At 44.9% G+C, this 13,174-nt stretch carries 10 protein-coding genes; 4 read left to right on the top strand and 6 right to left on the bottom strand.

All coding sequences use genetic code 11. The features are described from left to right. Window positions 1-189: 189 nt before the first annotated feature. Both AB4351_RS11200 and AB4351_RS11195 read left to right on the top strand, forming a co-directional pair. On the top strand, window positions 190-1,668 hold the full coding sequence (locus AB4351_RS11200) for a peptide MFS transporter (protein ID WP_080582209.1): 1,479 nt from the start codon (window positions 190-192) through the stop codon (window positions 1,666-1,668). A 199-nt stretch (window positions 1,669-1,867) separates the two neighbouring features. Then, window positions 1,868-2,650 (top strand): siderophore-interacting protein, encoded by a 783-nt coding sequence (locus AB4351_RS11195; protein ID WP_102332033.1) that lies wholly within the window; start codon window positions 1,868-1,870, stop codon window positions 2,648-2,650. Between the two features lie 134 nt (window positions 2,651-2,784). Here AB4351_RS11195 and AB4351_RS11190 read toward each other — a convergent pair whose 3' ends face one another. The 6 genes from AB4351_RS11190 to AB4351_RS11165 form a co-directional block, all read right to left on the bottom strand. Next, window positions 2,785-3,687, bottom strand: coding sequence for a multidrug transporter (locus AB4351_RS11190; protein ID WP_102393583.1), 903 nt, complete (start codon window positions 3,685-3,687; stop codon window positions 2,785-2,787). A gap of 136 nt (window positions 3,688-3,823) precedes the next feature. Next, complete coding sequence (phnR, locus tag AB4351_RS11185) at window positions 3,824-4,528, bottom strand: phosphonate utilization transcriptional regulator PhnR (protein WP_029235340.1); 705 nt, start codon at window positions 4,526-4,528, stop codon at window positions 3,824-3,826. Between the two features lie 67 nt (window positions 4,529-4,595). Further along, the gene (locus tag AB4351_RS11180; protein WP_372126005.1) at window positions 4,596-6,305 is read right to left on the bottom strand and encodes a putative 2-aminoethylphosphonate ABC transporter permease subunit; all 1,710 of its coding nucleotides are present in this window, start codon (window positions 6,303-6,305) and stop codon (window positions 4,596-4,598) included. A 21-nt stretch (window positions 6,306-6,326) separates the two neighbouring features. After that, window positions 6,327-7,436 (bottom strand): putative 2-aminoethylphosphonate ABC transporter ATP-binding protein, encoded by a 1,110-nt coding sequence (locus tag AB4351_RS11175; protein ID WP_102393585.1) that lies wholly within the window; start codon window positions 7,434-7,436, stop codon window positions 6,327-6,329. Between the two features lie 227 nt (window positions 7,437-7,663). Then, complete coding sequence (locus AB4351_RS11170) at window positions 7,664-9,085, bottom strand: FAD-dependent oxidoreductase (RefSeq protein WP_102393586.1); 1,422 nt, start codon at window positions 9,083-9,085, stop codon at window positions 7,664-7,666. Between the two features lie 120 nt (window positions 9,086-9,205). Further along, window positions 9,206-10,216, bottom strand: a complete 1,011-nt coding sequence (locus tag AB4351_RS11165; protein WP_102393587.1) for a putative 2-aminoethylphosphonate ABC transporter substrate-binding protein — start codon at window positions 10,214-10,216, stop codon at window positions 9,206-9,208. Window positions 10,217-10,566: 350 nt separating this feature from the next. On the opposite strand from AB4351_RS11165, the gene phnW reads away from it, so the two are divergent. Both phnW and AB4351_RS11155 read left to right on the top strand, forming a co-directional pair. Next, window positions 10,567-11,670: a 2-aminoethylphosphonate--pyruvate transaminase gene (gene phnW, locus AB4351_RS11160; protein WP_102393588.1), complete on the top strand. Its 1,104-nt coding sequence runs from the start codon at window positions 10,567-10,569 to the stop codon at window positions 11,668-11,670. Beyond that, window positions 11,670-13,109, top strand: a complete 1,440-nt coding sequence (locus AB4351_RS11155; protein WP_102393589.1) for an aspartate aminotransferase family protein — start codon at window positions 11,670-11,672, stop codon at window positions 13,107-13,109. The genes phnW and AB4351_RS11155 overlap by 1 nt, the downstream gene beginning before the upstream one ends. Window positions 13,110-13,174 lie beyond the last annotated feature (65 nt).

The raw sequence follows: 13,174 nt of genomic DNA, 5'->3' as shown, positions 1-13,174 counted from the left end.
CCGCCATGCATCCACTTGCAAAATCTAACGTTGCAAATCTCATTCATGAGAAATATGAATGCACTCATAAGAAAAGATATATCGAGTAAAGTTCTGCTTGGGACAGATGTTTAAGTTTATGTATTACTACTAATGATATTATAATCGGGCAATTACACTACATATTAATACAAACGTGAGAATAAAATAATGTGGAATAGATTAAACAAATCAATGATGTTCTGCCAAATGATGTTCGGACTTTCGTTCTATGGCGTCATGGTGATCTTGACTCGTTTCTTCCTTGAAGATCTGAACTACAATGAAGCCGACACCATGATGGTTGTTGGTGCTTTCTCTGCAATCGGACCGCTATTTGCTATCGCAGGTGGCTTTATCGCCGACAAGTTTTTAGGCGCTTACCGATCTTTAACCATTGCCTTCCTAGGGTTCGCAAGTGGTTACGTTCTACTGGTACTTGGTGCAGCAGCAACCAATGTTCCGATGGCATTATGTGGTATTGCGTTAGCAAGTTATGCACGTGGTTTGATGTCCCCTTCTTACCCAAGTCTTTACAAACGCACGTTCAAAACTCAAGAAGATTTTGAGAACTGCTACCCAATCAACTACTCAGTAAACAATATTGGTGCTCTGTTAGGCCAATACCTGTTCCCAATGCTAGTACTTGTTGTTGGTTTCCACGGTGGTTTCCTTCTTTCAGCGGTGCTAGCCGGTGCTGCGCTTCTGATGATGATCTTTGTTCGCAAAGGCCTTGTTGAAGCAAGTGCTGAAATCGACCAAAAACCAGTAAGCACTAAAAACTGGGCAGCGTTCCTTGGTCTTTCTGCAGCAATGATCGGCTTGGTATTCTTCATGTTCTCTAACATGGATATTGGCCAAAACATCGTGTACGCAATCGGTGGTGCAGCGATCATCTACTTTGTCTCTTTGATGATGAAATCGAAGAAATCAGACATGCTGAAAATGGGCACTATCTTAATCATCACATTCCTGACGACATGTTTCTTCGTGTACTACGGTCAGATGATGACTTCGATGACAATGGTAGCGATCAACACAATGCGTGGCGATCTATTTGGTTTCATCCCTGTCGCACCTGAAGCTTCAATGGCAATGAACCCACTATGGTGTATGGTTGCTGGCCCTATCATCGCGGGTATCTTCTCTAACCTAGAAAAGAAAAACATTAACTTCTCAACTGCAACCAAAGTCGGTTTCTCTTTCATCCTCACGGCTATCGCTTTCGGTATCCTTACGATGGCAGTAACGACAGTTGGTGACGATATTCTGATCCGCCCAGAAGTCTTCCTAGCGATTCACTTCTTCCTAGCATTCGGTGAAGTGATTGTAGGTTCAATGGTTGTAGCCTTCATCCTGTCTGTTGCACCTAAGCACATTGAAAACTTCTCAGTAAGCTTGTTCTCTGTTGCTATCGCACTATCAGGCATTGTTGGCGCGGTATTCTCAACGTCTATTGCACTAGAGAAAGGTCAAGAGATCACACAAGAGATCGTGCAAACGGTTTACGGTGATTACTTCCAAATGCTGACTGTTCTTGCCGTCGTGATGGTAGGTATCGCAATGGCAGCATCGTTCATTATTCGTAAGATGCTAGAAGCTGCGAAAGCCGCTGAAGAAACGATTGAACTAGAGCAAGCAAACAGCTAATTCTGTTCGCTGAGTCAAACCAATCCTAAGAGCCCTTTAGTTTTCTAAAGGGCTCTTTTTGTAGGATCCGTTTCTCAATAGGATCTGTCGTATAAGTTAGGTAGTACATGTGTAAATAAAAGTAAATGATAACTATTAGTATTGAGTGTTTTTTAGTTCAGGATTATGATGTGGAAATCCAAATCTAAGAGAGCCTTATATGAGCAAGCCTAGCCCTATCACATTAACCGTTACTCAAACCTCAACAATTACTCCAAACATGCAGCGCATAACGCTTAGCGGTGAGGGATTAAGTAAATACCCAACAGAATGTGCCGGCGGCTACATCAAGCTTTTATTCTCGCCACTTGGCACGACTGATTTAAGCCAGCTAAACGAAGGTGAGCGCCCAACCATGCGTACCTACACCATTCGTCAGTACAATCCTGTAGAGCAGTGGATTGAAGTTGATTTTGTTCGTCACATCACTAAAGATTTGCAGTGTGGCTTTGCTGCAAGGTGGGCAATGAACGCGAAAGTGGGTGACACTATTTCAGTGGCTGGTCCTGGTTTAATTCAGGGGCTTAACCTAGAGTCAGACTGGTTCTTCTTAGTTGCAGACATGACGTCCCTACCTGCGCTTTCTGCAAAAGTAAAAACGCTCCCAGAAACAGCAACTGGTCACGCTATCATTCAGATCAACTCAGCAGCAGATAAGCAGGTACTTGAGACTCCTCAAGGTATCAAAGTAACCTGGTTGATTGAAGATGAAACCTCAGAGTCACTTTCACAAACCGTGCGCAACACAGAATGGTTAGAAGGTCAGGTTTCAATATGGACAGCGTGTGAATTTGAAAGCATGCGTGAGCTAAGACAATACTTCCGCAACGAAAAAGAAGTCGCGAAAGAGAACATCTACATCAGCAGCTACTGGAAACGTGGTGTCACTGAAGATGGCCACAAAGTGTTGAAACAGCAAGATGCTCAAGATTTAGCGGGGTAAGTCTTTTACTACCTACAGCTTCTTACTAGATAAAGAGAAAACGCCCTTAACGAAGTTTGTTTCGCTAAGGGCGTTTTTTCATTTAACTTAATAGAGATACCTATTCACAAATCCCCAATCACTCAGGCGATCTTTTAAGTCAATGAGATAACTAAGCCAGCAATAATTAGAGATACGCCTACACCGCGAGTCGCGTGCCACTTTTCCTTTAAAAAGTAGATCCCCATCACTACGCCGAAAATGATACTCACTTGCCTAAGAGCAACAACCAAGCTGACATTTTCAGTCATGGTCATCGCAAACAGCACTAAGCCATAGGTCGAAGCCATCATAATGCCTGCAAGCGTGGCTTTCTTTCGCAGTATCCAAGCATTAGTAAACTCGATTCTTTGGTTGGTTACGAATAACCAAACACTCAACGGAATCACAATTGCCCAAAACTGAATGCCTAGGTAGAAAATCGCGGTGTGCTTGTTAGTTATAACTGGTGTGCTCAAAGGATCGAGTAACAGAAGCGCTTCTTTATCAATGATGGAATAGCCCGTGGTACCAATGGCCGCGATTAACGCCCACAGTACGCCAAGGTTGAGATACGCTTTTAACCTAAGATCTGAAAACTTCTTAAGTGGTACAAACAAACAACCCAAGGTAATCAAGGTGAAGCCAAACCATTGATTAGGTGACAGCTCATAGCCTATCAACACCGTGCCTAAACCCACCATCAACACGGGCAGTGCCCGTGCCATTGGGTAAATCACACCGATATCAGCTTGTTTATAGGCCGCGCCTAACCCAATCAAATAGATGATTTGACAGATCCCACTCAAGAAAACCAGTTGCCAAAATGGAAGTAAGATATTTGACAGTCCAACGCTGTGAACATACCAGATCAAGTAAGGCGTCAATATCGCAGCAGCGGCAAAGCCAGAGGCTAAGAAGAAAGACGAGCCCGATCCTTGATTCGATTTACCTAGAACGTTCCAACCCGCGTGAAGCAAAGCCGAAATAGTCACGATGACGATGGCAGAGAATTCCATTTCATTCCTAAATTATAGATGAATTAGCACAACGGCTGACAACAGGTGATAAAAAGGCCTCCGAATAAGAGACCTTTGAACTTTTCAATTGGGCAATCCTGCATAATTGCAGATATGCTAACGTTCTAACGTATGACTAGCGCTCTAGCTGCGCGATTGACTCAATACTGATCGCGTCATGACGCCAATACTCAATATCACAGTCAATCAGATCGCCGTTTTGATTGTAGTTAACACGCTCAACAACCATTGCAGGTGAGCCAGAAGTCGCACGCAGGGCTTGCGCTGTCTCGCCAAGTAAAGACGTTGTGCTCACTCGGTAACGGATCTTCTGATACACCACACCAAAGTGTTCGCGGTAGATGTCCGTCAACGATTTAGACAAGTCATAATCAAGCAAGTTAGGGAACAACTCTGGTCGAATGTAGTTGGTCACATACACAACCGGCCTATCTTCAAGATAACGAACTCTGTCTACTCGATAAACGTCCGAGAAAGGTTGTAACTCAAGAAGCCGAGTCGCCTCCTTGGTTGCTAACATTCCTTTCGCCGCCACCAACTCAGTTTTCGGCTGTCGATTCTGCGATAGAGCCATATTGGTGAAGTTCAGCGTTTGTGTTGGATCGTAACGAAGCGGCTCGGGAGAGATAAACCAACCACGTCGGTCTTCTCGATAAATGCGCCCTTCCGCTTCAAGTGAAGACAAGGCTTCGCGTAAGGTAACTCGAGTCGTATCAAACGATTCAGCCAGCTTACGTTCCGCAGGCAGCTTCTGTCGTGGTGTTAACATCCCCGACTCTATCTGCTCTACGATGACATCTTTGATTTTTACGTACTGCACTTCATTTCCTTTCATTCTTGTTCTTGTCGTCAGCCACTCCTTGGCCAACTGCAATATAAGTGGTTCGCTAGCGTTTACGCCAAGCTTGGGTGCGCTTATCGAATAACTTGTTGATTAGCATATGAATCAACTTCGCACTCGCTGCAGATATCATGATCATCACCGCCATCGCTGCTGCTGCACCGGTTTGACCTGCATCGTCCATATTCAGTACTGATACTGACGCTGGAATCGTATTGGTAGAATACAAGAATACTACCGCAGATGTCGTGGTAAGTGCATTAATAAACAGGTATGTCGCAATATCTAAAATCGCCGGCAGACAAACAGGTAACGTCACCTTAAAGAACAGCTTGTATTGCGGTAAGTTTACCGAAGCCGCTGTTGCTTCAATTTCGGAAGGCAGTTGTTTCAATGCCGTTAACGCCGTCATGTGCCCTACCGTGTAGTAGTGAACCACGGTATTAATCACCAAGAACGCCATCGTGCCATACAAGAAGTTAAGTGGGTTACTCAAATCATTGAAGTAGAAGATATAACCCAAACCCAGCACCATACCCGGAACGGCCATCGGAACAACGCTGAGCATTTGCATCGCTTGACGAACAGGACCGAAGGCGCGACCTTTCTCAATGCAGTATGCACCTAAGAAAATCAGAACAGTACCAATAACCGCAGTCCAAGCACCAAGCGTTAAGGAGTTGAAGAATGGCGCCCAACCATAAGTACTCATTTCTGCGAAGTTGTAGTTGTTTAGCGTCAGCGCTTTGTTCCAAGGCCAGAAGGTGACCATCGAACCGTATATCGCCATGCCCAACACAATAACCACAGCAGCAGAGATGATGGTGCAATAAAGGAAACATAAGCCATCACGTAGTGAACTAGGTTCAGGTTGGTACGCGACAGAACGAGTATCAAACAAGCTCTTTTGTTTCTTTTGAACCCAGCGGTCAACGGTAAACGCAAGCAACGCAGGTAATAGCAGCAAGATACTGGTTACTGCACCCATAGAGAAGTTCTGTTGACCAACCACCTGCTTAAAGATGTCAGTCGATAACACGTTGTAGCTACCACCTATCACCTTTGGCACACCAAAGTCACAAGCCACCAGCGTAAACACAACGATCAGGGTACTGATCAAGCCGTATTTTGCCGCAGGTAACGTCACCATAAAGAAAGTTTTTAACGATGAAGTATTGAGTGCACGTGCTGCCTCATAAAGGCGAGCGTCAGAGGTTCTTAATGAGGTGGTCAGAATCATCAAGGCGTGTGGAAACGTCCAAAATATCAAGCCCAGTGAGATACCAATCAAACCATAAACCGAGTTGCCCCCCAAGACTTCTTTAGCGATACCTTGGTTACCAAATAAGAAGATCAAACTGATTGCAGGAAGCAGTGACGGAGCAAGAATAGGCGCAGAACCCAGTACTTGAAAAAGCCCCTTAAAAGGCATGCATGAACGAGTTAGCGCATAGGCATAACCAAACGCCAAGACACCCACGACTACGGTCACTAGCAATCCAAGCGTGAAGGTATTGCCTACCGACTGCCACAGGCTTTGAGACGCAAAATACGTAGCGAAATTCTGTAAACCTACAAATTCACCGTCTGCGTTCTGAACACTCTTTTTCAACATTGCCCACAGTGGCATCAGGATAAACAACGTCATGACCACAGACAAAAAGGCCAACAGCCCAAATAGAATTACGTTGTCTTTGCTTAACCGAGCCAGAAAAGGTTGTACTCGTCGTTGAATTAGCAGCTTAGATTGCATCATTTGAGTCGATTCCATGATTGATTACGCCGCCTCGTCTTTCATCACTTGCAGGCTTTTCGATGAGTAAGCTCTAAGGCCTTCTTGATCAAACGCCACGTAACAAATATCACTGCGACGCAGCTTCAATCGGTTGAACTCTTTGACGGGTACATCAACGATGATCTCTTTCGCCGTTGAGTCATGTTGCAATTGACACTCAACACGATAAAACGCCCCTAAGAATTCGCTTGATACGATTCTCACTGGCAAGGATTCACTAAAACGATCAACAAACTGGATTTGCTCTGGACGAACGGCAATATCAAAAACATCACCCAGATTTGGCGTGAGATTATCTAAGCCAGGTAACGGCAGCATTGACTCAGCAATACGCATCTTGCCTTGAGCCGCAACAGAAGCTTGAATGAAGTTCATGCTACCAACAAACTCAGCCACAAAACGACTGACAGGTTTTTGGTAGATCTCTTGAGGAGCACCGACCTGCTCGATAACACCATGATTCATCACCACAATTCGGTCTGCCATCGTTAAGGCTTCATCTTGGTCGTGCGTCACCATGATAGTGGTGATACCCAACTTGCGTTGCAGTTGGCAGATCTCGTCACGCAGATGTGTTCTTACCTTCGCATCCAACGCAGACAGCGGTTCATCGAGTAACAACAAGCCTGGAGACAAGGCTAATGCGCGAGCCAGAGCAACACGCTGCTGTTGTCCACCAGATAGCTGATTTGGGTATTTCTGACCAGATGTTGGTAAGCCGATGGTCTCTAACCAAGACTCAACCGTCTCAAGGGCTTCTTTGGTCGACATGCCTTGGTTTTTCAGACCAATCGCAATGTTTTCTTCTACAGTGAGATTTGGAAACAAAGCGTAAGATTGGAACACGATGCCAAAGTCGCGCTTTTCTGGTGGCAAGAAGGTCGTATCATTACCGTTCTGCTCAATGGAACCTGACGTTGGTAAGTCTAGGCCTGCAATCGCACGTAATAAGGTGGTTTTTCCACAGCCAGATGGGCCAAGGAAGCAGACGAACTCGCCTTTATCTATCGATAGGGAGATGTCTTTTAACGCTGTAAATTGGCCAAATTGCTTTACAACGTTTTCAATATTCAAATAAGTTTGGTTGCTCATACTACAGCACTCTCTATATGGTATATACCAAATTTAAACTGAGAATATTGCAGTTGAGTGACAAATTTATAGTAGCTAAATGACAGTTATATTGCAGATATAATAAGCATTAAGGATTGCTATTTGTTCAGCATTAACAGTTCGTTCAACGTTGAAAGCCCTCAGTGACTTGCCCATAAATCACTGAGAGCCTTAATGTAAACTTCTAATTTAAACGCAAGATTAATCTATGATTCAACCTTGTCGGCTTTGCCCGCCGCACCTGCGAGTTTGGATAACTGTTTATCTAGCCACAATGGCGTGTTACCCGAATCTTCCGCGTTCTCTTTTCTTCGTACCGCATCACGCACCATCATCGCACCTACCCAACGAAATGGCTCTGGCGGGAAGTGTCCTAACGGGCCTTTAGTTAAACCGCTTCGTGTCCAAGCATTGTCGATATCGAGCACCATTGCTGACAAAATCTTCCCGCCCATACGGGCTTGAGCAACGCCATTGCCTGAATAACCAAGCCCATAATAGATGTTGCTTTGGCCTTTTAGGTTACCGAAAAATGGCAATCCGGTAACCGAACGATCTGAGCCGCCAGACCAGTTGTAATCGAATTCACTTTGTTCCAATTTAGGGAACAGTTTTTGGAACGATTGATTGAGAATCGGCAGGTAGTTAGTCGTTTGGTTAAACATGCTTTCAACTTGATTGGCAAACGAGAATTTATTGCCGCCTTTGCCCAACATGAGTCGTCCGTCCTGGGTATCTCGGTAGTAGTGGACAAAGATACGCGAATCCACCACCGCCGCCCCTTTCTCTGGGCCAAACTTCTTGAGCTTTTCAGGAATGGGCTTGGTCACCACCATATCTGAAGAGACAACCACAATGCTGCGTTTGAACTCTTTGAAGTGATCGAGCATCCACGCATTGAGTGCCAAAATCACTTTATCCGCAAATACTGACCCGCCTTTGGTTTGAATTCGAGCGGGAGAGCCATAGTCGAGTGATGTCATCTCTGTGTTTTCGTGAATTTCGACACCCAGTTCAAGCGCGACTCGGCGCAAACCTCTAGCCAATAACGCTGGCTGCACACTACCCGCAGCTTCTGAGTAGTAACCCTCAATATGGTGTTCAGATCCCGCTTTATCAGCCAAAGAATTGTCGCACTTCTTCCAGCTATTGATACCCTGCTTAACCAGCTCATTAACAACAGGCTCCATTCCACCCTTTTGAGCTTCATTGGTCGCCGTGTAGTAAGTTCCGCTGCGATATAGATGCGCGTCAATCTTGTGTTCGTTACAGAAGGATTCGATCTCGTATATAACCTTTTCCGATTCCTTAACCAACCATTTCGCTTGTTCTTTTCCATAGAGCTTTTTCAGCGTCGGATACTTGGTTGACCACGTCAGCATGCAACCGCCGTTCGCACCAGAAGCACCGCTACCACATAGGCCTTTTTCAATCACGACAACATGCTTTTCGGGTTGCTGTTGTTTGATTAAAATCGCCGTCCATAAACCCGTATAGCCACCGCCAACAATGGCGATATCACAGTTGACATCTTTTTGGAGCGGCTTAGCCGAATCTAGCCCCGCATTGATGTTGCCGAACTCTTGTTCCAACGCTTGCTTGAACCAATATGAGTAGTGCTTTGTCATTTGTTGTACCTTACTTAAAACCTGAAGGCGTAAAACTAAAAAAGGAAGACCGAAGCCTTCCTTTACTGATTTCTAACTTCTAATGAACTAAATAGTTAAGTAACTGACTAGGTCGTCAGATTAAGATTTTGGCTCTGATTTAGCGTCAAACTTGTCAGACCATGTTTTAAGAACGTCGGCACGTTCGCTGCCCATGCGAGCGAAGTCCATTTTTGCCATGTTCTTTTCTACATTAGGGAAGTTCTCTGCTTTGCCTGTCACATCTTGGTGACCAACAACTGGGTACATTTCGATGTAAAGCTCATTTGCCGCTTTAGAAATAGACCAATCGATAACACGTTGTGCTGCATCAGAAGGCTTAACAAGGCCTACCGCTTCAGATTCCCAGCCGATGCCTTCAGGTGTAATCACTGAAAGTGGAGCGCCTTGAGTTTTCAGCTTAGCGCCACGGCTCGCCATAGAAATACCGATAGCGACTTCACCCATGCCCGCTTGAACACATGGCTTAGAACCTGAGTGCGTGTAGTGAGCAATATTTTGGTCTAGCTTCTGCATGTAGTTCCAACCTTGGTCTTCACCCATGTTTTGTAACCAAGCCGAAACCTGCATGTAGCCCGTACCAGAAGATGCTGGGTTTGGCATGGCAATGTGGCCTTTATAGATAGGCTTCGTTAGGTCATCCCAAGATTTAGGTGCAGGTAAGTTAAGTTGCTTAGCCACCACTTCGTTGAAACAAACTGCATTGAAGAATGCATCATTACCGTACCAAGCTTGAGTAGACTGTGGGTCGTTAAGGTTAGCGCGTAATGCTTCTACACCTTGAGGCATATAAGGTTTCAGGATGCCCTCTTCTTTAAGCAGTGCCATTGAAGAACCAGCAAGTCCCCAAACTACCTCTGCACGCGGGTTGTTTTTTTCGGCCAATAATTTTGCCGTCATGATCCCAGTTGAATCACGTACCCACTTGATGTTGATGTCTGGGTTTTCACTTTCAAATGCGTTTTTGTACTTCGCTAAAATGTCAGTTTCAAAAGCGGTGTAAACCGTCACTTCCTGTGCTGCATAAGCATTACCAGCCAATAGAGTAACTAAAGCTGCAAGTGATCCTTTCATAAAACGGTTTTTCATCATTTTCTCCAGTCAGGCCCGATGCCAAGGTTAGGAATTGCCAAGGTTAAAGTTGTTAAGGCTAGAAGCTCCATCTAGAGGCTTCTATATCCATAAATTCATTTAGGTTGTTAACACACACCTTTGCATTGGTATGTACCAGATTTCGAGTATTAAGCTAACTGGCTTTTATGACGATTAAATGAACAAAAAATGGCAATTTAAAGATCGGAAAATTTCTCAACAAAAGTGACAAATTTGAATATGAAGCTTTTGTGAAAATAACGTTTGGGCTATTTACGACCGTTTAAATTGGTTGTTAAAGTAACCGCAAATATTGGTATAGTCCAAAATACAAATCGCGAGAATTGAACATGAGAAACGAATACTTACTGCTGACACCGGGCCCTTTATCTACTTCTGAAACCGTTCGCCAAGCGATGCTAAAAGACTGGTGTACTTGGGATGATGAATACAACAAAGACGTTGTTGAGGTGATTCGTAGCAAGCTTGTTACTTTGGCGACTAAGCAGGCGGGATATACAAGTGTATTAATGCAAGGCAGCGGCACTGCTTCAGTTGAAGCAACAATCGGTAGCGTTATCTCTAACAGCGATAAGCTTCTTGTGGTCGATAACGGTGCGTATGGTGCTCGTATTGCTCAAATCGCAGAATATTTAAACATTCCATGCCATGTCGTTTCCCCAGGTGAAACATCACAGCCTGACTTGAACAAAATGGAAACGGCATTGGCTATGGATTCAGATATTACTCACGTTGCGATTGTGCACTGTGAGACCACTACAGGTATGTTGAATCCAATCGAAGAGATTGCCAAATTGGCAAAACAGCACAACAAAACCGTCATTCTTGATGCGATGTCGAGCTTTGGTGGCATCCCTATGGATATTGCTGACTTAGGTATTGATTACATGATCAGCTCGGCAAACAAGTGTATTCAAGGTGTACCTGGATTCGGCTTTGTTATTGCGAAGCAATCGGAACTGGAAAAATGCAAAGGCCAAGCTCGCTCATTAAGCCTTGACCTGTTTGACCAGTGGCACTGCATGGAAAGCAACCATGGTAAATGGCGCTTCACGTCTCCGACTCATACAGTGCGCGCTTTCTACCAAGCTCTACTTGAATTGGAACAAGAAGGCGGCATCGAAGCTCGTCATAGTCGCTACCAAACAAACCAAACCACACTGGTTGCAGGTATGCGCTCTCTTGGTTTTGAACCTCTGTTAAATGATGAACTTCATTCACCGATTATCACCTCTTTCTATTCTTCAACTCATAGCGATTACCAATTCAAGGAATTCTATGACCGTTTGAAAGAACAAGGTTTTGTGATTTACCCGGGCAAGGTTTCAAACGCCGACTGCTTCCGAATCGGTAACATCGGTGAAGTGTATCCGTCAGACATTGAAGCTCTAATTGGCGCAGTTAAGAATGCTATGTACTGGGACATCAAATAATGACGATGGCCAATCAAGATTCTGTTCTAAAGGCGACACACTTTCGAAGCGAAGGCGATGTGAACACCACGCCAGCGCGTGAGAAATGGAACGAGTCGCTAAACGATGATGCGACTCAAGCGATGTTAAAACGTGACTCTGACGTATTTCTTCATCAAGCGATGTCAACGCCTTGTCTAGACACACTTGAAGCAGCTGAAGGCATCTACATTCAAGATGCGACGGGCAAGAAGTACATGGACTTTCACGGTAACAATGTTCATCAATTGGGTTATGGCCATCCACATATCATTAATAAAGTGACTCAACAAATGGCTTCATTGCCGTTTTCACCACGTCGCTTTACCAATGAAACAGCCGTTCAATGCGCTGAAAAGCTGACACAGATCTGCGGTGGTGAGTTGAACCGCGTGTTGTTTGCACCGGGTGGTACTTCGGTTATCGGCATGGCACTCAAACTGGCTCGACATGTCACCAACAATTTCAAAGTAGTGTCATTGTGGGATTCATTCCATGGCGCGTCACTCGATGCAATTTCAGTGGGGGGCGAAGCGTGTTTCCGCGAAGGCATGGGGCCATTAATGGCTGGCGTAGAACGCATTCCACCAGCGGTTTCCTATCGTGGTGCTTTTCCCCTTAATGTCTCTTTATCGCGTTGCGGGCAAAACTCAGGCGATAACAATGAGACGGCATGTGATGTGCACTACGCCGATTACCTAGAATATGTGATTGAAAAAGAAGGTGGCATTGGTGCCTTCATTGCCGAAGCAGTGCGTAACACAGACGTTCAAGTTCCAAGCAAAGCTTACTGGAAGCGAATCCGTGAGATTTGTGATAAGCATAACGTCATGTTGATCATCGACGATATTCCAAACGGTATGGGTCGTAGTGGCGAATGGTTCACTCACCAAGCTTTTGATATCGAACCTGACATTCTTTGTATCGGTAAAGGTTTTGGCGGCGGCTTGGTTCCAATTGCAGCCATGGTCACTAAAGACAAATACAACACAGCAGCACAAGTCTCACTTGGTCATTACACCCATGAGAAAAGCCCTATCGGTTGCGCGGCGGCACTGGCTACGATGGAAGTGATTGAGCAAGAAAATCTACTTGAAAAAGTGCAAGCAGACAGCGCATTCGTGCGTGAACAACTGCTTCAAATGAAAGAGAAATACCCAGTCATTGGTGACATTCGCGGCATCGGCCTGCTCTGGGGAGTGGAATTGGTCACTGACCATATCACCAAAAACCGAGCGTTCGATGAAGCAGAAGCAGTACTTTACCAATGTCTGAACGATGGCCTGAGCTTTAAGGTGTCACAAGGTAACGTGATTCAATTAAGCCCGCCATTGATCATCAGTCGCAGCGAGCTAGAAGTCGCTCTGTCTGTATTCGAAAAAGCGATAGCCAAAGTCTGCAAAGATTTTGAATACCTTTAATTCTCGAAATCAACATTTAAACCAATAACCTTAAACAACCATTTGTTTCCCAGAACTTTGAACTG

Source organism: Vibrio sp. 10N.261.51.F11 (assembly GCF_041471665.1).
In the GTDB taxonomy this organism is placed as follows: domain Bacteria; phylum Pseudomonadota; class Gammaproteobacteria; order Enterobacterales; family Vibrionaceae; genus Vibrio; species Vibrio crassostreae_C.
This window is presented reverse-complemented; position numbering and strand designations above follow the sequence as displayed.